Genomic DNA, 24,675 nt, shown 5'->3' on the forward strand with positions numbered 1-24,675 from the left:
TTATCCTGCCGCCATGACTCCCGTTCCCGCCCCGGTCCGCATCGAGCCGCCTGTTCCCGCCGCAATCGCCGAGGCGGCGGCGCTGCTGCGCCACGGCGGGCTGGTGGCCTTCCCCACCGAGACCGTCTACGGCCTGGGCGGCGACGCCACCGCGGACCGCGCGGTGGCCGCCATCTTCGCCGCCAAGGACCGCCCCAGCTTCAACCCGCTGATCGTCCACGTCGCCGAGGCGCACCAGGCCGAGGCGCTGGTCAAGGTGGACGGGCGCGCCCGCCGCCTGATGGCCCGCTTCTGGCCGGGGCCGCTGACCCTGGTGCTGCCGCGCGCCGACCATTCGCCGGTGTCGCTGCTGGCCTCGGCCGGGCTCGACACCATCGCCGTGCGGCTGCCCGACCACGCCGTCGCCCGCGCCCTGATCGCCGCCGCCGGCCGGCCGCTGGCGGCGCCCTCGGCCAACCGCTCCGGCGCCGTCAGCCCGACCCTGGCCGCGCACGTGGCGGAAAGCCTGGGGGCGCGGGTGGCGATGATCCTGGATGGCGGCCCCTGCCGGGTCGGGCTGGAATCCACCGTGCTCGACCTCAGCGGGCCGGTTCCCACCCTGCTGCGGCCCGGCGGCATCGCCCCCGAAGCCATCGAGGCGGTGCTGGGGGAAGAATTGCTTCACCCGGCCGAGGACCCGGCGGCCCCGCGCAGCCCGGGCATGCTGGAAAGCCATTACGCCCCCGGCCTGCCGGTACGCCTGGACGCCCGCTCGCGGCGCGACGGCGAGGCGCTGCTGGCCTTCGGCGCGGCTCCGGCCGATGCCGCGCTCAACCTGTCGCCGGCGGGCGACCTGGAGGAGGCGGCGGCCAACCTGTTCGCCAGCTTGCGCGCTCTCGACCGCCCGGATTTCACCGCCATCGCGGTGATGCCGATCCCGGAGACCGGCCTCGGCCTCGCCATCAACGACCGCCTGCGCCGCGCCGCCGCGCCCCGGAGGGCGGCATGAGCATGCCCCTGGTCGATCGCCTGGCCGCCATCGTCGGCGCCGCCCATGTCCTGACCGAGGCGGCCGACCTCGCCCCCTATCTGGCCGAGGAGCGCGGGCTGTACCACGGCAGCGCGCTGGCGGTGGCGCGGCCCGGGTCCACCGCCGAGGTGGCGGCGGTGGTCGCCGCCTGCGCCGAGGCCGGCGCCGCCGTGGTGCCCCAGGGCGGCAATACCGGCCTGTGCGGCGGCGGCGTGCCCGAGGCGGGGGCGGTGGTGGTCTCCACCGAACGCCTGAACCGCATCCGCGCCATCGACCCGGTGGATTTCACCATCACCGTCGAGGCCGGCTGCGTCCTCGCCGCCATCCAGGACGCCGCCGAGGCTGCCGGCTGCCTGTTCCCGCTGTCGCTGGGGGCCGAGGGCAGCTGCCGCATCGGCGGCAATCTCTCGACCAATGCCGGCGGCGTCGCCGTGCTGCGCTACGGCAACGCCCGCGAGCTGGTGCTGGGCCTCGAGGTGGTGCTGCCCGACGGCCGGGTGTGGAACGGCCTCAAGGCTCTGCGCAAGAACAACACCGGCTACGATCTGAAGCACCTGTTCGTCGGCGCCGAGGGCACCCTGGGCATCATCACCGCCGCGGTGCTGAAGCTGTTTCCCCGCCCGTGCGAGGTCGAGACGGCGCTGGTGGCACTGCCCGATCCGGCATCCGCCCTGGGGCTGCTGGCCGCCGCCCGGCGCGCCTCGGGCGACGCGGTGACCGCCTGCGAGCTGGTGCCGCGCATCGGCCTCGACCTCGGCCTCGCCCATGTCGCCGGATTGCGCGATCCGTTCGAGCGGCCCCATCCCTGGTACCTGCTGCTGGAGCTGTCGTCGTCGCGCCCCGGCGGCCTGCGCACGGCGCTGGAATCGGTGCTGGCCGAGGCGCTGGAGAGCGGCGCCGCATCCGACGCGGTGCTGGCCGAATCGGGCGAGCAGCGCAAGGCGCTGTGGAAGATCCGCGAATCGGTGCCCGAGGCGCAGAAGCGCGAAGGCGGCTCCATCAAGCACGACGTCTCGGTCGCCACCAGCCGGGTGCCGGAATTCATCGCCCGCGCCACCGCCGCCGTCGAGGCCGCCCTGCCCGGCGTGCGGGTGGTGGCCTTCGGGCACCTGGGCGACGGCAACGTCCACTTCAACCTGACCCAGCCGGCGGGGGCGGACAAGGCGGGCTTCCTGGCCGAGTGGGAACGCATGAACCGCATCGTCCACGACATCGTCGCCGCCATGGACGGCTCGGTTTCGGCCGAGCACGGCATCGGCCGGCTCAAGGTGGCCGAGATGGCCCGCTACAAGCAGGACGTGGAGCTGGACCTGATGCGCCGCATCAAGGCGGCGCTGGACCCTGACGGGCGGATGAATCCCGGCAAGGTGCTGCCCCCCTGACCTTTGGGGGATGACCAACGGCTTGCCTCGCGCTGCGCCGCGACTTACCCTGCCGGAAGCAGCAATCCCGGGGTGACGGATGGGGAACACGAAGGCCCCGGCGAAGCAGTCGAGAACGGAAAACCGCGGTGCCGCCGACGAGGGCTCTGCCAAGGAGCGGCTGGGGCGGTCGCAGGAGGCCTATGTCGCTTTCGCCTTCGCCGCCGCCGACCTGCTGCTGGAGATCGACGACCATGGCCGCATCGTCTTCGCCGTTGGCGCCTCCATGGCGCTGGTGGGGCGGCCCGCCCGCCTGCTCGCCGACACGCCGCTCATCGATCTGGTGCGGCCCGACGACCGCAAGCGCCTGGCCAAGGCGTTGAAGCGCATGGCCGGCGGCGCCCGCGTCCGCCACACGCTGCTGACCATCGACTTCCCCAGCGGCGATTCGGTGCCGGTGGCGCTGTCCGGCTATCCCCATCCCGACCGCAACGGCCGGCTGCTGTGCGTGCTCACCCACAGCGGCGGTCTGGTGGCGCCGCCCGACAAGCACGGCGATACCGGCCTGCTGGACGGCGACGGCCTGTCGGCCGCCGCCGAGCAGCTGCTGCGCGAGGGCGACGAGGGCGATTACCGCCTGACCCTGCTCGACCTGCCCGAGATGCAGACCCTGCGCGAGCGGCTGGGGGCCGCCCGTACCGCCGAATTCGTCCAGGAATTCTCGGACTACCTGCGCCGCACCGCGGTGGACGACGCCGCCGCCGAGGTGGGCGAGCACAAGTTCGGTCTGATCCATTCGGCCGCGATCACCTCCGAGGACATCGCCGCGGCGGTGGCCGGCATCGTCGATGCCGTCGCCGGCGAGCCCGTCCCGGTGGTGTCCTCGGTCCACACCATCACCCTGGACACCGCCGGCATGTCGTCGCAGGAGGCGGCGCGCGCCCTGGCCTACACCATCCGCCGCTTCGCCGCCGACGACGAGCAGACCATCGAGGCCATCGTCGACGGCGCCAAGCCCAGCCTGGCCGAGACCATGGCGCAGATGCGCGCGGTCAAGCAGGCCATCGAATGCGGCGACTTCCAGCTGCTGGCCCAGCCCATCGTCGATCTGTGGACCAACAGCGTCCACCACTTCGAATGCCTGCTGCGCTTCAGGGACGGCGGCTCGCCCTACGACACCGTCACCTTCGCCGAGAATCTGGGCCTGGTCGCCGACCTCGACATGGCGGTCTGCCTGCGCGCCGTCGACCTGATGCGGTCCGGCGCCGGCGCCAATCCGTCGCTCAAGTTCGCCGTCAACGTCTCGGGCCGCACCCTGGCCAGCCCCATGGCCGCCGCCCGCATCGTGCGGCTGGTGGAAAGCGTGCCCGACCTGCGCGGCCGGCTGCTGTTCGAGATCACCGAATCGTCGGAAATCCCCGACCTCGCCGCCGCCAACGCGGTGATCCAGGAGATCCGCTCCTACGGCCATCCGGTGGGGGTGGACGATTTCGGCGCCGGCGCCGCCGCCTTCCACTATCTGCGCGCGCTCAAGGTGGATCACGTCAAGATCGACGGCTCCTATGTCCGCGACATGACCACCAACGACAAGAACGGCCCCTTCCTGCGCGCCATCACCCAACTGTGCCGGGAACTCCGGGTCGCCACCATCGCCGAGCAGATCGAGGACGAGGAGACCGCCAACCTGCTGCGCGTCTACAACGTCCGCTACGGCCAGGGCTACTATTTCGGCCGCCCCATGCAGCCGCTGGAGGGCTTCGACCCGGTGGCCGCCTGGGCCGCCGGCGACATCGTGGTCCGCAACGGCCTGCTGTTCTTCGGGGCCAAGGGCGAGGGCGGGAGCGAGGAGCAGGGCGGGTGAGGTCTTCTTTCACGTCATATCGCGGGATATTGATTTTTACCCCGATTAGTTCCGGCGACTACACACTCGTGATGAGTGCGGGGGGGATTGGTGCACTGCCACCGCAATCCGAAGATCAGCACGTCGAGGCTGGTCATGGCGCGGTGCACCAGCACCTTGTCGGTGACCACCTGGAAGAACAGCGGCGAGATCAGGCCGAACAGCTGGATGAAGAAGCTGGCGAGAAGCACCTCGCCGAACAGCCGGCGGTACTTGACCACCGCCGGGATGAACCAGGTGAGGTCGAAGGTGGAGCCCTGGGCCGCCAGCTGCGCCCGGGTGGCGACCAGGATCAGGCGGCCGTCCCAGCGTTCGGCAAGGTCGTCAGCCGAAAGCTCCTCCGGCCTTCCCACCCGCGGGTCCTGGATCAGCGCCTTGCCGTCTGCCACCTTGGCCAGGATGAACCAGCCGCCGTCCCGGTGCCGGGCCAGGCAGGGCAGCGGCGTGCGGGCGAGGCGGGGGAACTCGCTGGAAATGGCCGAGGCCTTGAAGCCGATGGCCTTGGCGTGGCGCAGCAGATCCACCTCGTCGGCCGTCTTGGCCGGATCACCCTGGGCATGGCGCAGCGAGTCGTAATCCGCCGCCTTCTCGAAGAACCGCGCCAGCATGGACAGGCAGGCGAGGCCGGTATCCAGCGCCGGCGCCGCCTCGGCCGCCCCCGTCTGCGCCGAGTCTCCGCTCACCCCTGATCCCCCCCGAGTGGTTTGCACTGCCTGGAAATTAGAACTCGTACAAAACTATAGCGAAAGACATGTCGGTTCTGTGAACTGCGCGCAACGCGCGTTTATGCATGCTGAAAGCACCTTGACTCGGGTGATGACCCGATGCAAGCGTAAAAGGAGGGTTATTTGGAGGCGCCTGGCTCGGCGGACGAGGGGGAATTCACCACAGAGACACAGAGGCACAGAGGTGCCGTTCGCGCGGACGCGCATGCGCCCTCTTGCCGCGCCAATGCCTGCGGGCACCCGAGAGGGGAGAGCCTGGCGAAGCACCTCTGTGCCTCTGTGCCTCTGTGGTGAAAATGTCTTTAAGGGACGGAACCGCATGAACAGCATCGACACCGCGCCGAAGGCCGGCGCCATTCAGGTCCGACTGGCCCGGAGCCAGGACGACATCGCGGCGATGATCGCGCTGGGGCGCCTGCTCCACGCCGAAAGCCGTTTCCATACCCTACCGCTGGACGATGCCCGCATGGCCGAGATCGGCCGCCGCGGCCTGGAGGGCGGCAATCCCGGCCTGCTGATCGCCGAGCATGACGGCCAGGCGGTGGGCATGGCCATCGTGGTGCTGGGCGAGTACTACTTCTCCGCCACCCGCACCGCAACCGTGCAGCTGCTCTACGTCGCCCCCAAGGCCCGCGGCGGCCCGGCGGCGGTGAAGCTGCTGCGCGCCCTCAGGCGCTGGGCCGCCACCAACCACGCCCACGACCTCCACGTCAACGTCACCACCGGCATCGACGCCGCCAGGACCGACCGCTTCCTTCGGAAGATGGGGTTCCGCCAGACGGGGGGGAATTACGTGCTGGAGGGAGTGGGGTGATGGATGGGTGGCGGGCGATCGTGGGACGTCTTACGGGAAGATGGGAAGCCGGTCTCAGTTCTTCACCTTCGCCGGCCGTTGTCTCGGCTTATGCCCGACGACTTATCGCCATAACGGGCCTGGCTTTGGCGTTGATCGTTCCGGGTCTGGCCAACGCGCAAACGCATGAAGACCAGATCGATCCTCAGCGCCTCAAGGACATCGAGGCCGCCGTCGCTCGTTTCGAGCGCTATGTTTTTGCTCCCGGCCAAGACGCCGTCGCCGGCATGATCGGCCGCACGGACGTTTTCTTCGGCTTCCTCGGTTATTCCGGAAGCAGGACAGGCTTCCATCGCCTGATGTTCTTTACCGACCTCCTCACGCCGTGGGCAAACGGACGCTGGCTCCATTTTGAGCCCGAGGTGAAGAGAACCGATGTCCTGCTTTTCATTTCTAACATTCCTTTGGGGGAGCGAGGCATCCGAGACATGCTCCTCAACATGGGGAGCGAATACGTTCCGGGAATGACGCACAAGAAGACGGAATTGTTCGGGGGGGCCTGCACTGCCGCCCGTGTCTACGACCCCGATGGCCAGGTCGTGAAGACGGTGGTCAGCTTGGATGTCAAGTACGCGGTGTTCGCGCCCAAGGGGCCGAAATCCCTGTTGCCCAGCGCCTGCCTAGTGGCCGGGATGTACATGCATATCGGCCTGAACAACATGGCAGCGCTGACGCCGGAAGAGCTCATCGAGCCCTTCAAGCTCGAGGACGTGCCGCGTGGCGTGGTCAGTCTTCTCGGTGCCGCCAATGTGCATCTCTATAGCTCAGGCATCGCCAATGGGACTTCACGAAATGAAGCCAAAGCCAAGGTCAGGGAATTCCTGATCAAAATCGTCATGAGGGAGCGCCTCAACAATGTCCGATAACTCCACCGTCATTTCGGAAATCAATGCGGCGCTTCTGGCAGCCCAGCCGTCATCGAATTACGGTGACAGTGCACTAAATTAGAATTACGGTGACAGTGCACTAAATTAGTTTCATTTGTTCTTCTGTTTCTTTCGAATTACGGTGACAGTGCACTAAATTAGTTTCATTTGTTCTTCTGTTTCTTTCGGCCTTGGCTTTGGTCCCGGCTTGGCGGGTTTGAGGGCGCGATGGGAGATTGCTTCGATTTCGCTGAGGAAGGTGTCGCTGCCGAGCGGCCGGCCGATGGTTTCGGCCTGGCGCAGGCGCATGAGCGCTCCCTCGTCGGCGGGCAGGTCGAGGAAGGTGGCGAAGTCCGGGATGCGGCTCAGGACGGGGACGGCGGCGGTGATGCCGTCGTCGTTGCCGGACAGGTGGGCGTGGACGCTGGACCACGGCCAATCCTGCGGCCGTTCGGCCAGGCCGGCGCGGACGGGATTCAGGGCGATGTAGCGCAACGCCGCCTCCAGGTGGGGTTCGTCCATGACCACGGCGCCGAAGCGGCCCTGCCAAAAGTGGCCGGTGCGTTTCAGGCGGGCGTGGACGTGGCCGGCATAGCGGCGATGCACCGGCGCCAGGGCGCGGCGCAGCCCGTCCTCGTCCGTCGGCACCACGATCAGGTGGACATGGTTGGGCATCAGCACCCAGGCCCACACCTCGACTTCGGCGGCGCGGCAGGACTCGGCCAGCAGGGCGCGATAGAACGCGTAGTCGTCGTCGCCAAAGAATACCTGCGCGCGGCCGTTGCCACGCTGGGTGACGTGGTGCGGCAGGCCGGGAACGACGAGGCGGGCAAGACGGCTCATGCCCCAGTGTGACGGAAAGGGTGGGGGGAGTCAATTGAGTGCACTGTCACCGTAATTGAATTGAGTGCACTGTCACCGTAATTGGTCACCGTAATTGCGTAATTGGCACCGTAATTGGTAATTCCCAAACTGGAGATGGACCAGCCGCTGCAGTTCGTGAACATGCGGGATTAGCAGGCTTCGGCGAACATCGTTCCGGTGCAGCCGCCCCCTTCCTTTCGGGCGCCGAATCGCTACATTGGGACCATCCGATTCAGCAGGAACCTCCAGATATGAAGATCGCCTTCGCCAAGCCCGAACTCCCCGCCGATGGTGCGGTGGTCGTCGCCGTGTTCGAGGGGCGCGCCCTCTCTCCCGCCGCCCGACAGCTCGACGAGCGTTCGGGCGGGGCGCTGTCCCGGGCCATGGCGGCCGGCCGGTTCGAGGGCAAGAAGGACCAGACCCTGACCGTGCTGGCTCCGGCCGGGCTGGCGCTCAATCGGGTGGTGCTGGTCGGCGTCGGCAAGGCCGAGGCGGTCGACACCCAGGGGGCGGAAGGCTTCGGCGGCACTGCCCTGGCGCAGCTGCTGACCTCGGGCGAGGCGGCCATCGCCATCGCCGCCGACTGGGCCGAGGGCACCAAATTGTCGGCGGCCGAGCTGGCCGCCCGCATCGCCTTCGGCGCGCGGCTGCGCGGCTACCGCTTCGACCGCTACTTCACCAAGGAGAAGAAGGAGGACAAGCCGTCGGTCAAGAAGGTGGCGGTGCTCACCGACGCCGCCGCCGGCGCCAAGGCCGCCTTCGCGCCGCTGGACAAGGTCGCCGACGGTGTCTTCCTGACCCGCGACGTGGTCAGCGAGCCGGCCAACGTCATCACCCCCGAGGCGCTGGCCGCCGAGGCATCGAAGCTGTCCGAGCTGGGCGTCGAGGTCGAGGTGCTGGGCGAGAAGCAGATGCGGAAGCTGGGCATGGGCGCCCTGCTGGGCGTCGGCCAGGGCTCCGAGCGCGAAAGCCAGCTGGTGGTCATGCGCTGGACCGGGGCCAGGGACCCGGAGGCGGCGCCGCTGGTGCTGGTGGGCAAGGGGGTGTGCTTCGATTCGGGCGGCATCTCCATCAAGCCCTCGGGCGGCATGGAGGACATGAAGTGGGACATGGCCGGCGCCGGCGCGGTGATCGGCGCCATGAAGGCGCTGGCCGGGCGCAAGGCCAAGGCGAACGTGGTCGGCATCGTCGGCCTGGTCGAGAACATGCCCTCGGGCACGGCGCAGCGGCCGGGCGACGTGGTCACCTCCATGTCCGGCCAGACCGTCGAGGTCCTCAACACCGACGCCGAGGGCCGGCTGGTGCTGTGCGACGCGCTCTGGTACGCCAAGGAACGCTTCAAGCCCAAGGCGATGATCGACCTCGCCACCCTGACCGGCGCCATCATCATCGCGCTGGGCAACGAATATGCCGGCCTGTTCGCCGGCGACGACGCGCTGGCCGAGGCCATCACCGCCGCCGGCAAGGCGGTGGGCGAGCCGGTGTGGCGGATGCCCCTGGGCGAGGCCTACGACAAGCAGCTGAAATCCGACATCGCCGACATGAAGAACATCGGCGGCCGCGAGGGCGGCTCCATCACCGCCGCCCAGTTCCTCAAGCGCTTCGTCGGCGACGTGCCGTGGGCCCATCTGGACATCGCCGGCACCGCCTGGTCCAAGAAGGACACCGCCACCGTGCCCAAGGGCGCCACCGCCTATGGCGTGCGCCTGCTCGACCGGCTGGTCGCCACGCAGTACGAGGACAGGTAGGGGGGTGGCCATGGGGCCTGCGGACGAGCCCCTCGCCCGCTTGCGGGAGAGGGGGCGAGCGCCAGCGAGCCGGGGAGAGGGCGGCGCGCGTCGGCGCGTCCAATCCATGCTGCCGCAAGGCGCCCCTGCCGGTGCGCGCCCTCTCCCTCCCGTCGCTCGCGCGCCGGGCCCCTCCCTCCCCCGCAGGCGGGGGAGGGGTGCATGACCCAGATCGGCTTCTATCACCTGCTGCGACTGCCGCTGGAACAGGCGTTGCCGCGCCTGCTGGAGAAGGCGCTGGCGGCCGGGCTGCGGGTGGTGGTGATGGCCGGCAGTCCGGAACGGGTGGAGCACCTCAACACCCATCTGTGGACGTTCTCGGACGAGAGCTGGCTGCCGCACGGCTCGGCCAGGGACGGCGAGGCGGCGCTGCAGCCGGTGTGGCTCACCGATGCCGACGAGAACCCCAACGGCGCCGGTGTCCTGGTGCTGTGCGACGGCGCCGCGCCGGCGGCGCTGGACGGCTATGCGCGCTGCCTCGACCTGTTCGACGGCAACGACGACGAGGCGGTGGCCTCCGCCCGCCGGCGCTGGAAGGAGTGGAAGGCGGCCGGCCACGAGTTGGTCTATTACCAGCAGACCGAAAGCGGTGGCTGGGAGGAGAAGGCGCGGGGGTAGTGGCCTGCTTATCCCCGAAATCCGCTATACGAATTTCAGAATCACCACACTAGTCCCGCGCCGGCGTCCGGCCCAGGGGCACCACCACCGTGAAGCTGGAGCCCTTGCCCTCGACCGAGCGGACCATCACCGGATGCCTGAGCAGGTCGGCGGTGCGGCGCACCACGCTGAGGCCCAGGCCCAGCCCGCGCTCGCTGCCGCTGCCCTTGTCGCCCAGGCGGGTGAAGTCCTCGAAGATGGTGCCCAGCTTGTCGGTCGGAATGCCGATGCCGGTGTCCACCACCGAAATCGCCAGGCTGCCGGAGCGGGGCCGGCAGCCCAGCAGCACGCCGCCGGCCGGGGTGTAGCGCAGCGCGTTGACCAGCAGGTTGCGCAGCAGGCGTTCCAGCAGCACCGGATCGCTGACGATCCAGGCGTCGGTGGACACCACCTTCAGGCGCAGCCCGCGCGCCGTCGCCTCCGGCTCCAGCTGGTCGGCCAGGCCGGCCAGCATGGGGGCGATGGGGAACGAGCCGACCCGGGGCTCGACCTTGCCGGCCTCCAGCGTCGAGGCGTCGAGCAGGGTCGACAGCAGCGCCTGGGTGGCATCGACGCTCTGGCGCAGCTTCTCCACCACCATGGCGTTGGGGGTATCCTTGAGGCGGGTCGCCAGCACCTCGACGAACATGCCGGCGGCCTGCAGCGGCTGGCGCAGATCGTGGCTGGCGGCGGCGAGGAAGCGGGTCTTGGTGTCGTTGGCGCGCCGCGCCTCCTCGGCCTGGGCCATGGCTTCCTCGGTGCGCAGGCGGACCCGGTCCTCCAGCGCCGTCACCAGCCTGCCCTCGCGCGCCAGGGTGTGCGCCGCCACCTGGGCGAGCCAGGCCAGGGCGGCGATCACCACCAGGCAGGCGCCGGCGGTGAATCGCGCCGCCCGCCACCATTCGGCATAGATGTCCTCGGTCGATAGCCCGTTATAGACGATCAGGCGAAGATCGGGCAGGACCCGGAAGGCGACCAGCCGCTCGATGTCGTCCACCGGCGAGGCGAACACCGACTGGCCGGCGGTCATGCCGGCCCGGGCCATGCGCAGCAGCGGGCTGTCGTCCAGCTTCACCCCGGCCCAGCGGGCGGGATCGGGCTGGCGCAGGATGATGCGGCCGTCCATGTCGACGATGCCGATATTGGCGTCGTGGCTGAGGGCGAGGTCGCGGTAGAAGTCGGTGAAGGTTTCGGCGTCGAAGCCGGCGGCGACGATGCCCCGCATCCGCCCGTCCTGACCGCTGATGCGCCGGCTGAGGTGGAAGGCCTGGGTGTCCCGGGTCTTGGTGTTCACCATGGGGCCGACCACCAGGCGGTCCGGCCCGTCGAGCTGGGCCTGGAAATAGTACCGGTCGATGACGGTGTTGGGCACTGCGGGAAAGGCCACCGACCCCATCAGCACCTCGCCGTCGGCGGCGGCGATCCACAGGGTTCCGGGCTCGGGCAAGGCCAGGCGCAGGCGCCGCAACTCCTCCCAGCGCTCGCGGTCTCCGGCAAGCCCGTCGAGCGACCCGCGCACGGCGAGGTCGGAGACCGAGCCGAGGATGGTGTCGGTTGCCCGGGTCAGGCGCCGCATATGGTCTTCCAGGAAACGGGTGGTGGCGGCGGCGCGGGCGCGGGCGTCGGTCATGGCCTCCTGGCGCAGCTGGTACAGGAACAGGCCGGCGCCGCCGACCACCAGCACCGCGGTCAGCAGCACCAACCCCCACAGGACACGGCGCAGACGTGCCACTTCCCGCGGCGGGGGCAGGCTGGGCTCGGGCTGGTTTTCGCTCACAGCGTCGTACCTACCATGCATTCCGTCGTCCCGGCGCAGGCGGGGACCCAGGGGTGCACCGACAGCGTGTCCGCGACTCCTGGATCCGCCTTCGCGGGGATGACGGATAGGGCCAAATTCACCGTGAACCAAACTAGTTGGTCTTACCGATTTGGCAAAGCCTCATCCGCCGGCCGCGTCCAGCTCCTCGTGCACCTGCAGCCATTCGGCCTCGGTGGCGGCGATGGCGGCTTCGGTGTCGGCGTGCTCCTTGCGCAGGCGCACCGCCTCCTCTGCCGGCTTCTGGTAGAGGGCGGGGTCGGCCAGCTTCGCCTCCAGCGCCGCCTTGGCCGCGCCCAGGGTTTCCAGCCGCTTTTCGGCCGCCTGGGCGCGCTTGCGCAAGGGGGCGAGCTGGGCGCGGGCCTCGGCGGCGGCGCGGCGTTCGTCCTTGCGGCTGGGGGCGGCGCCGCGCTCGGCCCCGTCGCCGCGCCGGGCCTCGCGCGCCCGCTCCAGCAGCAGCGCGCGGTAATCGGCGAGGTCGCCGTCGAACGGCTTGACCCGCCCGTCCTCGACCAGCCACAGCCGGTCGGCCACCAGTTCGACCAGATGCGGGTCGTGGCTGACCAGGATGACCGCGCCCTCATAGGCGTTCAGCGCCGCGACCAGTGCCTCGCGCGAATCGATGTCCAGGTGGTTGGTCGGTTCGTCCAGGATCATCAGGTGGGGGGCGTCGCGGCTCATCAGCGCGAACAGCAGCCGCGCCTTCTCGCCGCCCGACAGGTTGGCGACCTTGACGTCGGCCCGTTCCTGCTCGAAGCCGAAGCGGCCCAGCTGGGCGCGGACCTTGGATTCGGGCGCCTCCTTCATCAAGGCGGCCATGTGGTGGAAGGCGGTGCGCTCCAGGTCCAGTTCCTCGGCCTGGTGCTGGGCGAAATAGCCGATGCGCAGCTTCTGGGCGCGGCGCAGCGCCCCCGACAGCGGCGCCAGCCGCCCCGCCAGCAGCTTGGACAGGGTCGACTTGCCGTTGCCGTTGGCGCCCAGCAGGGCGATGCGGTCCTCCATGTCGATGCGCAGGGACAGGCCCTTCAGGATCGCCGTGTCGCCATAGCCGGCGATGCCGTCGTCGAGGGCGATGATGGGTGGCGACAGCGGCTCGGGGTCGGGGAAGTCGAACACCATCCCCTTCTCCTCGACCACCGACACCACCGGCCCCATGCGTTCCAGCATCTTGACCCGGCTCTGGGCCTGGCGGGCCTTGGTCGCCTTGGCGCGGAAGCGGTCGATGAAGGCCTGGATCTTGCGCCGTTGCTCCAGCTGCTTGGTCTGGGCCTTGGCCGCCAGCTCCAGCTTGGCGGCGCGGGTGCGCTCGAACTCGTCGTAATTGCCGCCGTAAGCCACCAGCCGGCCCTGGTCGATGTGGACGATGCGGCCGCACACCTCGTTCAGCAGCTCGCGGTCGTGGCTGATGACCACCAGGGTGCCGGGATAGGTGGCGAGGTGGCTTTGCAGCCACAGCGTCGCCTCCAGGTCCAGGTGGTTGGTGGGCTCGTCCAGCAGCAGCAGATCGGGACGCACGAACAGCACGGATGCGAGGGCAACGCGCATGCGCCAGCCGCCCGAGAACGACGACACCGGGCGGGCCTGGGCGTCGGCGTCGAAGCCCAGACCGGCCAGGATGGCGGCGGCGCGGGCGGGGGCGGAATGGGCGTCGATGGCGTTCAGGCGCTCGTGCACCTCGGCCAGGCGGTGGGGATCGTGGCTGCCCTCGGACTCGGCCAGCAGGGCGGTGCGCTCGCCGTCGGCGGCCAGCACGCAATCGGTCAGGCTGGCCTCGCCGTCCGGGGCCTCCTGCGCCAGGCGGCCGATGCGGGCGCGCGGGCGCAGCGCGATGTCGCCGCCATCGGCGTGCAGTTCGCCCAGGATCAGCTTGAACAGGGTCGACTTGCCGGCGCCGTTGCGCCCGACCAGGCCGACGCGGGCGCCGGCCGGAATGTGGACGGTGGCGCGGTCGAACAGGGTGCGGCCGCCGTAGCGGAAGACGAGGTCGGTGATGCGCAGCATGGCGATGGGTGCATAACACGGCTGCGCCCGCTCTCCAACGACCCCGTTGCCCTTGATGTGCGTTGGAGTTATAACGCGCCCGCCCCCGTGCGACGGCCGCCGGGATGGGCCGGCGCGTCCCCGCCTCGGGCGAGCGGACCGCGCAGGCGCCGCCAACCGCCGGAAAGGAATTCGACCACATGGCTATCGAACGTACCCTGTCGATCATCAAGCCGGACGCCACCCGGCGCAACCTGACCGGCAAGATCAACGCCCGCTTCGAGGAAGCCGGCCTGCGCATCGTCGCCCAGAAGCGGCTGCGCCTGACCAAGGAACAGGCCGAGGGCTTCTACGCGGTCCACCGCGAGCGCTCGTTCTTCTCGGACCTGGTGTCCTTCATGATGTCCGGCCCGGTGGTGGTGCAGGTTCTGGAAGGCGAGAACGCCGTCGCCAGGAACCGCGAGACCATGGGCGCCACCAACCCGGCCAACGCCGCGCCCGGCACCATCCGCGCCGACTTCGCCGAATCCATCGAGGCCAATTCGGTGCACGGCTCGGATTCGCAGGAAAACGCCGCCATCGAGATCGCCTATTTCTTCTCGCAGTGCGAGATCGTCGGCTAGGCTGACGGCCGGAAAGCACCTGCTTGCGACGCCCCCGCGGCCATCGGCCCGGGGGCGTTTTTTATTGCCGGCACCTAGTAACAATTATTGGGCGACACCACCGCAGGCGGCGCGAGATAGTCTGGTTTGTATTGCTGGATGACCGGCGCTTCGAAAAGCAAAGCGGTTGCTCTTCGGTCATTGCGCTGATACTACAATGCACCTACGGAAGCTGGGGGTTACAGTTCCGGAGAACTCCATTACAACGGTCGGTTGTTGCTTCGGCAGCTTCAGGCCGCGTAGCATTGGTTGGAGAGGCAGGGGCATATGGGACGACCGCTCAAGAAGTCCGCCGTCGCGGTGTCGCGGCGCGCCAGTCGGGGCCGCACGCCATCGGGGCGGCCCAATCCCATCGACGTTCACGTCGGCGGCCGGGTGCGGCTGCGGCGCACGCTGCTGGGGATGAGCCAGGAGAAGTTGGCCGAAGCGCTGGGGCTCACGTTCCAGCAGGTGCAGAAGTACGAACGCGGCGCCAATCGCATCGGCGCCTCACGGTTGTTCGATCTGTCGCGGGTCCTCGACGTGTCGATCACCTATTTCTTCGAGGACATGGACGAGGACACCGTCGCCGCCAGCCCGCGCCACATGGTCCGCGCCACCCAGGACCCGCCCGAGGTGGTGGAATCGGTGATGGTGCGGCGCGAGACGCTGGAACTGGTGCGGGCCTATTACCGCATTTCCGATCCCGAGGTGCGTCGCCGGGTCTACCAGCTGGCCACCGCCCTGGGGCCGGTGGGGGAGAAGGAAGATTAGGTTTCGAATTCGGCGCGGCGTTCGTCGACGCCCTTGGGATCCTGGTGGATGATGACGTCGAACTTGGGGAAGGCCGCCATGATGGCGGTCTCGACATGGTCGGCGATGTCGTGGGCGCGGACCAGCGGCAGGGTGCCGTCCAGTTCCAGATGCAACTGGATGAAGCCCTGCTGGCCCGACAGCCGGGTGCGCAGGTCGTGCACACCCAGGACGTCGGGATGGGCGCGGGCGATCTCCAGGATGCGCTCGCGGTCCTCCTCGGGCAGTTCCTTGTCCATCAGCATGTCGAACGAGTTGGCCAGAATCTGCCAGGCGTTCCAGACCAGGAACACGGAGATGGCGATGGCGAAGATCGGGTCGGCGGCGGTCCAGCCCACGGTCATGGCCAGCAGCAGCGACACGATCACCGATCCGTTGATCAGCACGTCGCCGGTGTAGTGCAGCGAATCGGCCGTGATGGCCACCGAGTCCGTGTGCCGGAGCACGTATTTCTGGAATGCCACCAGGCCGGCGGTCAGCGCGATGGAGAAGACCATCACCGCGATGCCGACCTCGCCGCGCACGACCGGCACCGGATGGGCGAGGCGGTCGCTGGCCTCGACCAGCAGCAGGGCGCTGGACCCGAAGATGAAGGCGGCCTGGCCCAGCCCGGCCAGCGGCTCGGCCTTGCCGTGGCCGAAGCGGTGCTCGCGGTCGGCCGGGGTGAGCGCATGGCGCACCGCCCACAGGTTGATCAGCGAGGCGGCGGCGTCCAGCGCCGAGTCGATCAGGGTGGAGAGCAGCGCCACCGATCCGGTCGCCGCCCAGGCCGCCAGCTTGGCGACGATCAGCGTCGCCGCGGTGGCCACCGCGGCGTAGGTGGCCAGCCGCATCAGGCGATCGGTGTCGGGCGCCGGGGAAGAGGGCGGCGCCGGGGAGGGGGTGGGGTCCATGCCGGGCCTCCTCTCAGGGGAACAGGTGTTCGATCCGCCAGCCTTCGCCGTCGCGCGTGTACACGAACCTGTCGTGCAGGCGGAACGGCCGATCATGCCAGAATTCCAGGCGCTCCGGCACCACCCGGAAGCCGGACCAATGGGGCGGGCGGGGGACCGTGCCGAGGCCGAAGCGGGCGGTGAACTCGGCCACCCGGCGTTCCAGCTCGAAGCGGCCGGTCAGCGGGCGCGACTGGGTAGAGGCCCAGGCGCCGATCTGGCTGGTGCGGGCGCGGGTGGCGAAATAGGCATCGGCCTCGGCCGCGGACACCGGCTGCACCGGGCCATCGACGCGGACCTGGCGCTTCAGGCTCTTCCAGTGGAACAGCAGCGCCGCCCGGGGATTGGCCGCCAGGTCCTCGCCCTTGCGGCTCTCCAGGTTGGTGTAGAACACGAAGCCGCCGGGATCGAAACCCTTCAGCAGCACCATGCGCACGCTGGGGCGGCCGTCCGAATCGGCGGTGGCCAGCGCCATGGCGTTGGGGTCGTTGGGCTCGTGGGCTTCGGCGTCGGCCATCCACTTGCCGAACAGGGCGAAGGGTTCGGGGTCCGGGTTCGACATCGGTGCTGGTCCCGCACGGTGGTTTGGGGTGTTCTATCCTGGGGGGACGCCTGGAAAAAGCCCCAAATCCATGTCATCCTGTCATTTGCCCCGGGAGGGGGCGCAACCCCGGACGAGTAAGGCCATGAACGCATTGAAGAAGCTGATGGTGCCGGTGATGATGGTCGCCGGCCTGGCCGCGTGCTCCAACGACACCGGTCCCAAGCAGACCGGCGGCGCGATCCTGGGCGGCATCGGCGGCGCCGTGGCCGGGGCGCAGTTCGGCAAGGGCACCGGCAATCTGGCGATGACCGCTCTGGGCACCCTGCTCGGCGCCTATGCCGGGTCCGAGGTCGGCAAGTCCCTGGACAAGGCCGACCGCACCTATGCCGGCCAGGCCGAGACCCGCGCCCACAGCGCGCCGGTCGGCCAGGCGATCACCTGGAACAACCCCGATAGCGGCCATGCCGGCTCCTACACCCCGACCCGCGACGGCTACGATCAGGCCGGCAATTACTGTCGCGAGTACCAGAGCACGGTGACCATCGACGGCAAGACCGAGACCGCCTTCGGCACCGCCTGCCGCCAGCCGGACGGCTCGTGGAAGGTCGTGAAGTAGCCGTGAAGGACCCCTATTCGGTGCTGGGCGTGGCCCGCGAGGCCAGCGACGACGAGATCAAGTCGGTCTACCGCAAGCTGGCCCGCAAGCTCCATCCCGACGTCAATCCGGGCGACGCCAAGGCCGAGGAGCGGTTCAAGGAAATCAGCGCCGCCTACGACTTCCTGTCCGACCCCGAGCGGCGCGGCCAGTACGATCGCGGCGAGATCGACGCCACCGGCGCGGCCCGGCGCCGCCAGGGCTGGCGCGCCCATGCCGGCAACGCCCGGGGCACCCGCTCGGGCTCGGGTTTCGGCGCCAGCGCCGAGGACATCCTGGCCGAGATGATGCGGCGCAAGCAGAAGGCCAAGGCCGGCTTCGACCCCGGCGGCTTCGACGGCTGGCACGACGAGCCGCCGCCGGGGCCGAAGCGCAAGGGCGCCGAGGCCCGCCACCCGCTGAGCGTGTCCTTCACCGAGGCGGCGCTGGGCGGCACCCGCCGCGTCACCCTGGTCTCGGGCAAGGCGCTGGACGTGCGCATCCCGGCCGGCACCACCGACGGCCAGAGCCTGCGCCTGAAAGGCCAGGGCCATCCCGGCCTCGGCGGGGCCGAGGCGGGCGACGCCTATGTGGACATCAAGGTCGAGCCGCACCCGTTCTTCACCCGCCGCGACCGCGACGTCCTGCTGGACCTGCCCGTCTCGGTGCAGGAGGCGGTGCTGGGCGCCAAGGTCACCGTGCCCACCCTGGACGGCAAGGTGGTTCTGTCCGTTCCCGCCGCCGCCAATACCGGCACCGTGCTGCGCCTGAAGGGCAAGGGCATCGGCGGCTCCCATCCCGGCGACCTGCTGGTGACGCTGAAGGTGGTGCTGCCGGACGGCGATTCCGAGTTCGCCAAGCTGGTGGAGAAATGGGGGCCGCGCCACGGCTACGACCCCAGGGCCAAGGCGGGGATGGGATAGGGCGGCGAGGCGGAGCGCCTACCGCGCCAGCGGCAGGGTGAAGATGAAGCGCGAGCCCTCGCCCGGCTGTGATTCCGCCCAGATGCGGCCGCCGTGGCGTTCGATGATCTTCTTGGCGATGGCCAGCCCGATGCCGGTGCCGCCGCCATAGGCGTTGCGGGCGTGCAGGCGCTGGAACATCAGGAAGATGCGCTCCAGGTGGTCGTGGTCCATGCCGATGCCGTTGTCGGCGATGGTGACGGCCAGCATGCGGCCGGCCACTTCGGCACTGATGCGGATGTGCGGCGGGCGCGTCGGGTCGCTGTACTTGATGGCGTTGGCGATGATGTTCTGGAACACTCGCACCATCTCGCCCTCGTCGACGGTGACGTTGTGGGACGCGCCGACCAGCTCGACCGTCGCCGCGCTTTCCTCGATGGTCGCCATCAGGTTGGCGGTGGCGTTCTCGACCAGCGTCTCGAGCGCCGCCGGCGCCGCCGGCTCGCCCTGGCGGCCGACCCGCGAGAACTCCAGCAGGTCGAGGATCAGCTTGTCCATGCGCCGCGCGCCGTCGGCGGCGAACTCCATGAATTCGCGCGCCTCGGTATCGAGCTGGTTGCCGACCCGGCGTTCCAGCATGGTGAGGTAGGCGTTGATCATGCGTAGCGGCTCGCGCAGGTCGTGGCTGGCCACATAGGCGAACTGTTCCAGTTCGGCGTTGATGTGGCGCAGGGTGTCCTCGGTCCGCTTCTGGTTGGTGATGTCGCTGAAGACGGCGACGTAGTGGGTGACCCGGCCCTCGAGGTCGCGCACGGTGCTGATGGACAGGAATTCGGGATAGGTCTCCCCCGACCGGCGCCGGTTCCAGATTTCGCCGCGCCAGTTGCCGCTGGCCTCCAGCGTCTTCCACATGTCGCGGTAGAAGCCGTTGTCGTGGCGGCCCGACGACAGCATGCGCGGGGTACGGCCGATCACCTCGGCCGGGGCATAGCCGGTGGTGGCGACGAAGGCGGGGTTGACCGAGACGATGCGCTCCTCGCGGTCGGTGATGAGGATGGCCTCGCCGCTGCTCTCGAACACCCGGGCCGCCAGGCGCAGCTCCTCCTCGGAGCGCTTGCGTTCGGTGATGTTCATGTGGGTGACGATGGCGCCGCCGATGGAGCCGTCCTCGGCCGGGAACGGCGCCATGTGCATCAGGAACCAGCGGATCTCGCGCGGGCTGTGGCAGGGGTACTCGATGGCGTAATGGTCGGCGCGGCCGCTCAGCACGTTGCGCAGGCCCTCGGCCACCGATCTGGCGGTGGCGGCGCCTTCGCCCTCGGAGGCCTCGCAGATGTCCAGGTAGTTGCGACCCAGGCCGCAGCGGTCGGAAACGCCGTTGTTGGATTCGGTGAAACGCCGCCACACGGCGTTGACCAGGACGATGGTGCCGAGGCGATCGACCACCGCGGTCTCGTGCGGCAGCGAGTCGATGTAGACCTGCAGCCGGCGCTCAACCACCTTCATCGGGGTGACGTCGACGAAGGTGACGATGGCGCCGCGGAAGGTGGACTGGCGCGCCCGGTAGGGCATGATCCGGGTCAGCAGGGTCCGCTCGCCCTCGGCCGGCACTTCGCGTTCGCACGGGATGCCGTCCTTCAGCACCTTGCGGACGTTGTCGATGAAGTCGGGGTAGGTGAACCGGGTCGACAGGTCGGTGATGGAACGGCCGATGTCGCGCTCCATCAGGTTGACGGCGTTGCGCGCGCTGGGGCTGAAGCGGCGGACGACGCCGTCGCCGTCCAGCAGGATGATGCCGATCTCGGAGGCCTCGATGATGTTGTCGAGGTCGTCGGTGGTGTGGGTCAGTTCCTCGACCTTCGACGCCAGCTCGGCGTTGACGGTATGCAGTTCCTCGTTGACCGACTGCAGCTCCTCGTTGGAGCTCTGCAGCTCTTCGTTCGAGGCCAGCAGTTCCTCGTTGGCGGCCTGCAATTCCTCGTTGGTGGTCTCCAGCTCCTCGATGAAGGCCTGCTGGCTCTCGCGGTTGGCGCGCAGCTCGGATTCCAGGCCCTGGATGCGCTCCTGCGCCGCCGATTGCAGGTCGAGCAGGCCGACATCCTCGCCGGTATGCTCGATGTGCGGGCGCTCGAAGGCGATCAGCACCAGGCGGTCGCCGTTGACGGCGGTGGTGGGCTGGAAGGTGAGCTGGACGACGTCGTCGCCCTGGCGGTTCATGCGCACCGGCTGGACGTTGATCGGCTTGCCCTCGCGCAGGCAGCGATGGACGCTGGCGGCGACCACGGTGCCGAGGTCGCGGGGCAGGTGGCGGACCACGTTCAGGGTCGCCTCGCCCTCGGGCACCTTCAGGTATTTCTCGACGCCGCCGAAATTGTGGATGATCGCCAACTTGTCGTCGACTAGCACGGTGGGCGGGCAATAGGCCTGCAGCAGGGTGCGGGTGGCGTCGTCGACCATGCTGTCGCGGGTGTCGCGCGGCGTGCCCTGGGCCAGTGCCGGGCGCCGCGAGGGCGCCGGCGAGGACATCTCGTTCAGCGCCGGCAGGCCGGGATTGAGCACCCGGTAGACGCGGGCGCGCGCATCGAGGGCGGTGAAGTCGCTGGCCGCCGCGCCCAGCCCCTCGCTGCCGCCCAGGAACATGGCGCCGCCCGGCCGCAGCGCGAACTGGAAGCGCCGGATGGTCGCCATCTGGAGGTTGGGCTCCAGATAGATCAGCAGGTTGCGGCAGCACACCAGGTCGAGCTTGGTGAACGGCGGATCGCGAATGACGTTGTGGGGGGCGAACACCAGCATGTGGCGCAGCTCGGGCACCACCCGGTAGCCGCTGCCGTTCTGCACCAGATAGCGCTCGCGCAGGGCATCGGGGATGTCGCCGGCCACGCCTTCCGAGAAGACGCCGCTGCCGGCCATGCCGAGGGCGTGCTTGTCCATGTCGGTGGCGAAGATCTTGATGTCGCGGCGGCCGTGGACCCGCATCTCCTCGGCGAACAGCATGGCCACCGAATAGGCTTCCTCGCCGGTGGCGCAGCCGCACACCCAGACCCGCAGCGCGTCGGAGTGGGGGCGCTGCTCGGCCACCAGCGGCGCGATCACCTTGGCCCGCAGCACCTCGAAGGCGGCGGCATCGCGGAAGAACGAGGTGACGCTGACCAGCAGTTCGCGCTGCAGGTTGTCGGCTTCCTGGCGGTCGCCGGCCAGCAGGATGGCGTAGTCCTCGATGCGGTCGAGGTGGTTGAGGCGCATGCGGCGGTCGACCCGGCGCGACAGGGTGCCCTTCTTGTAGCCCGAGAAATCCATGCCGGTCTGGTTCAGCAGCACCGAAACCACCCGGTCGAGATCGGCGGGGAACTTGTGGCGCGCCAGCGAGGTGCCGTCGGCGGCGATGACCCGGCGGACATAGGCGACCAGATGCTCGCCGATCTGCTCGGGCGGCAGGCTGGCGTCGGTGATTCCGGTCTCCAGCGCCGAGCGCGGCATGCCGTCGAAGCCGGAGGTGCGGGGGTCCTGCACCAGCACCACCCCCTCGGCCTCGTGGATGGCGCGCACACCCTTGGTGCCGTCGCTGCCGGTGCCCGACAGGATCACCGCCCCCGACATCCCGCCCTGGTCCTCGGCCAGCGAGTTGAGGAAGACGTCGATGGGGAACACCAGGCCGTCGCGACGGTTCTTTTCGGACAGCTTGAGGGCGCCGCCCTTGATGGTGATCATCTTGCCGGGCGGCAGGATGTAGACGGTCTCGCTCTTGACGCTCATGCCGTCCTCGGCCGAGACCACCTGCATCTTGGTCTTCTTGGCCAGCAGCTCGACCATCAGACTCTTGTGGTCGGGCGAGAGGTGCTGGACCAGCACGAAGGCGATGCCGGTCTTGGCCGGCATGGCCGAGAACATGCGGTCCAATGCCTCGAGCCCGCCGGCCGACGCGCCGACCCCGACCACATAGGGCAGGGTCCCGGCAGTCGGATCGCGGCGGTTGCGCCGCGCCGGTGCCGGCGTTCCTTCGCTGCGCGCGCGTGCCGTCATGGCTCCTTGGCCTTTCTCAATGGCAAGGCAGATATATTTACCCTAAAGTATATGACTTGCGGGCACGACGCTACCCTAAAGGTGATGATATGCACACCGTATTATGCGAATGCGCTCTTCGCACAAAGGAGTCGCCGCCCTTCGATCCAGGGTTGGGTCACCCCGCCAGGGCGGCAAGGAAGAGGCGGCCGTAGCGCTCCAGCTTGGCCTCGCCGATGCCGTGCACGGCACGCATCTCCTCCAGGCTGGCGGGGCGGATGGCGGCCAGTTCGATCAGCGTGCGGTCGGGAAACACCGCATAGGCGGGAATGCCCTGGGCGGTCGCCAATTCGCGGCGCAAGGCCTTCATGGCGGCCAGCAGCGCCGGATCGGCGGCGGCGTCGGACGGCGCGGCGGCGCGGCGATCGCGGCCGCGGCGGCGCGGCTTCAGCACGTCGCTCCTGAGCTCGATTGCGGCCTTGCCCTTCAGCACCGCGACGCCCTGCTCGGTGATGCGCCAGGCGCCGAAGTCGGAGGACAGGTCCTGGGCGATCAGGCCGGCGGCATAGATCTGGCGGAAGATGGCGCGCCACTGGTCGCGCGGGCGATCGGCGCCGACCCCGAAGGTGGGCAGCCGCTCGTGGCCGCGCTGGGTGACGGCGTCGCTGGCGGTGCCGACCAGGATGTTGACCAGGTGCTCGGTGCCGAAGCGCTGGCCGGTGCGCCAGATGGCCGACAGCGCCTTCTGGGCCTCGACGGTGCCGTCGAAGGCCTGGACCTCGCCCAGGCACAGGTCGCAATGACCGCAGGGGGCGCTGTCCTCGCCGAAATAGGCCAGCAGGGTCTGGCGCCGGCAGCGCGGCGCCTCGCACAGGGACAGCAGGGCGTTGAGCTTCTGGCGCTCGATGCGCTTCTGCTCCTCGGGCGCCTGGCCCTCCTCGATCTGCAGCCGGCGCAGGCGGACGTCGCCCATGCCGTACAGGGTCAGGGTCTCGGCCGGCAGGCCGTCGCGGCCGGCGCGGCCGATCTCCTGGTAATAGGCCTCGATGCTCTTGGGCAGGTCGGCATGGGCGACGAAGCGCACGTCGGGCTTGTCGATGCCCATGCCGAAGGCGATGGTCGCCACCATCACCACCCCGTCCTCGCGCAGGAAGGCGTCCTGGGCGGCGGCGCGCTGGCCCTTCTCCAGCCCGGCATGATAGGCCAGCGCCCGGTGCCCGGCTTCGGCCAGCGCCGCCGCCAGCTCCTCGGTGCCGGCGCGGCTGGAGCAATAGACGATGCCCGATTCGCCCTTGCGGCCGGCCAGGAAGGACAGGATCTGGCGCCGCGGCCCGTCCTTGGGCTGCATCGCCAGCAGCAGGTTGGGGCGGTCGAAGCCGCCGACATAGACGAAGGGCTCGGAATCGAACAGGCGCCGGGCAATGTCCGTGCGGGTGGCGGCGTCGGCGGTGGCGGTGAAGGCCAGGGTCTGCACCGGCCCCAGGGCGCGGCGGAGATCGCCGAGGGCCAGGTATTCGGGGCGGAAGTCGTGGCCCCACTGGCTGACGCAATGGGCCTCGTCGATGGCCAGGCAGCGGATGCCGGCGCGGCGCAGCAGCTCGGCGGTGTCGGGACGGGCCAGGCGCTCGGGCGCCAGATACAGCAGCCTCAGCGTGCCGGCGCGCAACGCCTCCATCACCCGCCGGTGCTCGTCGGGATCGTTGCCGGAATTCAGCGCGGCGGCGGCGATGCCGGTGTTGGTCAGCGCCGCCACCTGGTCGCGCATCAGCGCGATCAGCGGCGAGACCACCACCGTCAGCCCGTCGCCGACCAGGGCCGGAAGCTGGTAGCACAGCGACTTGCCGGCCCCCGTCGGCATGATCGCCAGCACGTCGCGGCCGGCCAGCACCGGCCCCAGCACGGCTTCCTGGCCGGGACGGAAGGCATCGAAGCCGAAGACGGATTTGAGGACGGAACGGGCCTGGTCGAGCATGGCGGCCGGAGTTTAGCCGGCCGGGCGGTGCGACGCCAACACCTACGCCTCTTCCGCCACCGCGGGCGGGGGCAAGCCCCAGCTACAGCGCGTCGTGGTTGGTCTCGCCGGTGCGGATGCGCACGACCGAGCTGCATTCGCTGACGAACACCTTGCCGTCGCCCATCTTGCCGGTGCGGGCGGCGGTCATCAGCGCCTCGATGGCGGCGTCGGCGACCTCGCCATCGACGATCAGCTCGAGCTTCACCTTGGGCACGAAATGGGCGACGTACTCGGCGCCGCGATAGATCTCGGTCTGCCCCTTCTGGCGGCCGAAGCCCTTGCATTCGGTGACGGTCATGCCCTGGACGCCGATGGCCTGGAGGGCGTCCTTCACCTCGTCCAGCTTGAACGGCTTGATGATGGCGACGATGTATTTCATGGCTTCCCCCTCGGTAGCGG

20 protein-coding genes are annotated in these 24,675 nt (G+C 69.4%); 11 read left to right on the plus strand and 9 right to left on the minus strand.

The window, feature by feature from the left end:
- The first annotated feature begins 13 nt into the window (after positions 1–13).
- From MTBUT4_RS02915 to MTBUT4_RS02925, 3 genes are all read left to right on the plus strand, one after another.
- A complete protein-coding gene (locus tag MTBUT4_RS02915) occupies positions 14–988 on the plus strand; it encodes an L-threonylcarbamoyladenylate synthase (RefSeq protein ID WP_173978161.1) in 975 nt (324 codons plus the stop codon).
- A 2-nt stretch (positions 989–990) separates the two neighbouring features.
- Entirely contained in the window at positions 991–2,391 is a 1,401-nt protein-coding gene (locus tag MTBUT4_RS02920) for an FAD-binding oxidoreductase (protein WP_371737485.1), read from the plus strand.
- Positions 2,392–2,470: 79 nt separating this feature from the next.
- Positions 2,471–4,231, plus strand: coding sequence for an EAL domain-containing protein (locus MTBUT4_RS02925; protein ID WP_173978163.1), 1,761 nt, complete (start codon positions 2,471–2,473; stop codon positions 4,229–4,231).
- A 14-nt stretch (positions 4,232–4,245) separates the two neighbouring features.
- On the opposite strand, the gene MTBUT4_RS02930 is transcribed toward MTBUT4_RS02925, so the two are convergent.
- Positions 4,246–4,953 (minus strand): cysteine peptidase family C39 domain-containing protein, encoded by a 708-nt coding sequence (locus MTBUT4_RS02930; RefSeq protein ID WP_173978164.1) that lies wholly within the window; start codon positions 4,951–4,953, stop codon positions 4,246–4,248.
- Positions 4,954–5,314: 361 nt separating this feature from the next.
- Between MTBUT4_RS02930 and MTBUT4_RS02935 the strand changes: the two genes are divergently transcribed.
- On the plus strand, positions 5,315–5,809 hold the full coding sequence (locus MTBUT4_RS02935; RefSeq protein ID WP_173978165.1) for a GNAT family N-acetyltransferase: 495 nt from the start codon (positions 5,315–5,317) through the stop codon (positions 5,807–5,809).
- A complete protein-coding gene (locus MTBUT4_RS02940; protein ID WP_173978166.1) occupies positions 5,809–6,714 on the plus strand; it encodes a hypothetical protein in 906 nt (301 codons plus the stop codon). The genes MTBUT4_RS02935 and MTBUT4_RS02940 overlap by 1 nt, the downstream gene beginning before the upstream one ends.
- A gap of 153 nt (positions 6,715–6,867) precedes the next feature.
- Here the strand turns inward: MTBUT4_RS02940 and MTBUT4_RS02945 are convergent, their stop codons facing one another.
- On the minus strand, positions 6,868–7,557 hold the full coding sequence (locus tag MTBUT4_RS02945) for a transposase (protein ID WP_173978167.1): 690 nt from the start codon (positions 7,555–7,557) through the stop codon (positions 6,868–6,870).
- Positions 7,558–7,829: 272 nt separating this feature from the next.
- Here MTBUT4_RS02945 and MTBUT4_RS02950 point away from each other — a divergent pair, with 272 nt between their 5' ends.
- Both MTBUT4_RS02950 and MTBUT4_RS02955 read left to right on the plus strand, forming a co-directional pair.
- Positions 7,830–9,326 carry a leucyl aminopeptidase gene (locus MTBUT4_RS02950; RefSeq protein ID WP_173978168.1) on the plus strand — a complete coding sequence of 499 codons (1,497 nt, stop codon included), beginning with the start codon at positions 7,830–7,832 and terminating at the stop codon, positions 9,324–9,326.
- A gap of 201 nt (positions 9,327–9,527) precedes the next feature.
- A complete protein-coding gene (locus tag MTBUT4_RS02955) occupies positions 9,528–9,983 on the plus strand; it encodes a DNA polymerase III subunit chi (RefSeq protein WP_173978169.1) in 456 nt (151 codons plus the stop codon).
- A 49-nt stretch (positions 9,984–10,032) separates the two neighbouring features.
- On the opposite strand, the gene MTBUT4_RS02960 is transcribed toward MTBUT4_RS02955, so the two are convergent.
- Both MTBUT4_RS02960 and MTBUT4_RS02965 read right to left on the minus strand, forming a co-directional pair.
- A complete protein-coding gene (locus MTBUT4_RS02960) occupies positions 10,033–11,799 on the minus strand; it encodes an ATP-binding protein (RefSeq protein ID WP_173978170.1) in 1,767 nt (588 codons plus the stop codon).
- A 141-nt stretch (positions 11,800–11,940) separates the two neighbouring features.
- A complete protein-coding gene (locus tag MTBUT4_RS02965) occupies positions 11,941–13,818 on the minus strand; it encodes an ABC-F family ATP-binding cassette domain-containing protein (protein WP_173978171.1) in 1,878 nt (625 codons plus the stop codon).
- Positions 13,819–13,997: 179 nt separating this feature from the next.
- Between MTBUT4_RS02965 and ndk the strand changes: the two genes are divergently transcribed.
- On the plus strand, positions 13,998–14,420 hold the full coding sequence (gene ndk, locus MTBUT4_RS02970; RefSeq protein WP_173978172.1) for a nucleoside-diphosphate kinase: 423 nt from the start codon (positions 13,998–14,000) through the stop codon (positions 14,418–14,420).
- Between the two features lie 306 nt (positions 14,421–14,726).
- Complete coding sequence (locus tag MTBUT4_RS02975; RefSeq protein ID WP_173978173.1) at positions 14,727–15,212, plus strand: helix-turn-helix domain-containing protein; 486 nt, start codon at positions 14,727–14,729, stop codon at positions 15,210–15,212.
- Here MTBUT4_RS02975 and MTBUT4_RS02980 read toward each other — a convergent pair.
- Both MTBUT4_RS02980 and pdxH read right to left on the minus strand, forming a co-directional pair.
- Positions 15,209–16,144, minus strand: a complete 936-nt coding sequence (locus MTBUT4_RS02980) for a cation diffusion facilitator family transporter (protein ID WP_173978174.1) — start codon at positions 16,142–16,144, stop codon at positions 15,209–15,211. The genes MTBUT4_RS02975 and MTBUT4_RS02980 overlap by 4 nt on opposite strands.
- Before the next feature lie 13 nt (positions 16,145–16,157).
- Positions 16,158–16,745, minus strand: coding sequence for a pyridoxamine 5'-phosphate oxidase (pdxH, locus tag MTBUT4_RS02985; protein WP_173978175.1), 588 nt, complete (start codon positions 16,743–16,745; stop codon positions 16,158–16,160).
- Positions 16,746–16,869: 124 nt separating this feature from the next.
- On the opposite strand from pdxH, the gene MTBUT4_RS02990 reads away from it, so the two are divergent.
- Together MTBUT4_RS02990 and MTBUT4_RS02995 are read left to right on the plus strand one after the other, a co-directional pair.
- Positions 16,870–17,343 (plus strand): RT0821/Lpp0805 family surface protein, encoded by a 474-nt coding sequence (locus tag MTBUT4_RS02990; protein WP_173978176.1) that lies wholly within the window; start codon positions 16,870–16,872, stop codon positions 17,341–17,343.
- A gap of 2 nt (positions 17,344–17,345) precedes the next feature.
- Positions 17,346–18,284, plus strand: coding sequence for a DnaJ C-terminal domain-containing protein (locus tag MTBUT4_RS02995; protein ID WP_173978177.1), 939 nt, complete (start codon positions 17,346–17,348; stop codon positions 18,282–18,284).
- An 18-nt stretch (positions 18,285–18,302) separates the two neighbouring features.
- On the opposite strand, the gene MTBUT4_RS03000 is transcribed toward MTBUT4_RS02995, so the two are convergent.
- The 3 genes from MTBUT4_RS03000 to MTBUT4_RS03010 form a co-directional block, all read right to left on the minus strand.
- Positions 18,303–22,283, minus strand: coding sequence for a chemotaxis protein CheB (locus MTBUT4_RS03000; RefSeq protein ID WP_173978178.1), 3,981 nt, complete (start codon positions 22,281–22,283; stop codon positions 18,303–18,305).
- Positions 22,284–22,440: 157 nt separating this feature from the next.
- Positions 22,441–24,234 (minus strand): DNA helicase RecQ, encoded by a 1,794-nt coding sequence (recQ, locus tag MTBUT4_RS03005; RefSeq protein WP_173978179.1) that lies wholly within the window; start codon positions 24,232–24,234, stop codon positions 22,441–22,443.
- Between the two features lie 82 nt (positions 24,235–24,316).
- Positions 24,317–24,655: a P-II family nitrogen regulator gene (locus tag MTBUT4_RS03010; protein ID WP_173978180.1), complete on the minus strand. Its 339-nt coding sequence runs from the start codon at positions 24,653–24,655 to the stop codon at positions 24,317–24,319.
- Positions 24,656–24,675 lie beyond the last annotated feature (20 nt).

This window comes from Magnetospirillum sp. UT-4 (assembly GCF_902729435.1).
Classification (GTDB): domain Bacteria; phylum Pseudomonadota; class Alphaproteobacteria; order Rhodospirillales; family Magnetospirillaceae; genus Magnetospirillum.

Coding starts and splice junctions, on each gene's coding strand:
- MTBUT4_RS02965 (WP_173978171.1), bottom strand. CDS start 13,818: ATGCTGCGCATCACCGACCTCGTCTTCCGCTACGGCGGCCGCACCCTG.
- MTBUT4_RS02980 (WP_173978174.1), bottom strand. CDS start 16,144: ATGGACCCCACCCCCTCCCCGGCGCCGCCCTCTTCCCCGGCGCCCGAC.
- MTBUT4_RS02940 (WP_173978166.1), top strand. CDS start 5,809: ATGGATGGGTGGCGGGCGATCGTGGGACGTCTTACGGGAAGATGGGAA.
- ndk (WP_173978172.1), top strand. CDS start 13,998: ATGGCTATCGAACGTACCCTGTCGATCATCAAGCCGGACGCCACCCGG.
- MTBUT4_RS02955 (WP_173978169.1), top strand. CDS start 9,528: ATGACCCAGATCGGCTTCTATCACCTGCTGCGACTGCCGCTGGAACAG.
- MTBUT4_RS03010 (WP_173978180.1), bottom strand. CDS start 24,655: ATGAAATACATCGTCGCCATCATCAAGCCGTTCAAGCTGGACGAGGTG.
- MTBUT4_RS02950 (WP_173978168.1), top strand. CDS start 7,830: ATGAAGATCGCCTTCGCCAAGCCCGAACTCCCCGCCGATGGTGCGGTG.
- pdxH (WP_173978175.1), bottom strand. CDS start 16,745: ATGTCGAACCCGGACCCCGAACCCTTCGCCCTGTTCGGCAAGTGGATG.
- MTBUT4_RS02925 (WP_173978163.1), top strand. CDS start 2,471: ATGGGGAACACGAAGGCCCCGGCGAAGCAGTCGAGAACGGAAAACCGC.
- MTBUT4_RS02920 (WP_371737485.1), top strand. CDS start 991: ATGCCCCTGGTCGATCGCCTGGCCGCCATCGTCGGCGCCGCCCATGTC.
- MTBUT4_RS02975 (WP_173978173.1), top strand. CDS start 14,727: ATGGGACGACCGCTCAAGAAGTCCGCCGTCGCGGTGTCGCGGCGCGCC.
- MTBUT4_RS02990 (WP_173978176.1), top strand. CDS start 16,870: ATGAACGCATTGAAGAAGCTGATGGTGCCGGTGATGATGGTCGCCGGC.
- MTBUT4_RS02935 (WP_173978165.1), top strand. CDS start 5,315: ATGAACAGCATCGACACCGCGCCGAAGGCCGGCGCCATTCAGGTCCGA.
- MTBUT4_RS02915 (WP_173978161.1), top strand. CDS start 14: ATGACTCCCGTTCCCGCCCCGGTCCGCATCGAGCCGCCTGTTCCCGCC.
- MTBUT4_RS03000 (WP_173978178.1), bottom strand. CDS start 22,283: ATGACGGCACGCGCGCGCAGCGAAGGAACGCCGGCACCGGCGCGGCGC.
- MTBUT4_RS02945 (WP_173978167.1), bottom strand. CDS start 7,557: ATGAGCCGTCTTGCCCGCCTCGTCGTTCCCGGCCTGCCGCACCACGTC.
- MTBUT4_RS02960 (WP_173978170.1), bottom strand. CDS start 11,799: ATGCATGGTAGGTACGACGCTGTGAGCGAAAACCAGCCCGAGCCCAGC.
- recQ (WP_173978179.1), bottom strand. CDS start 24,234: ATGCTCGACCAGGCCCGTTCCGTCCTCAAATCCGTCTTCGGCTTCGAT.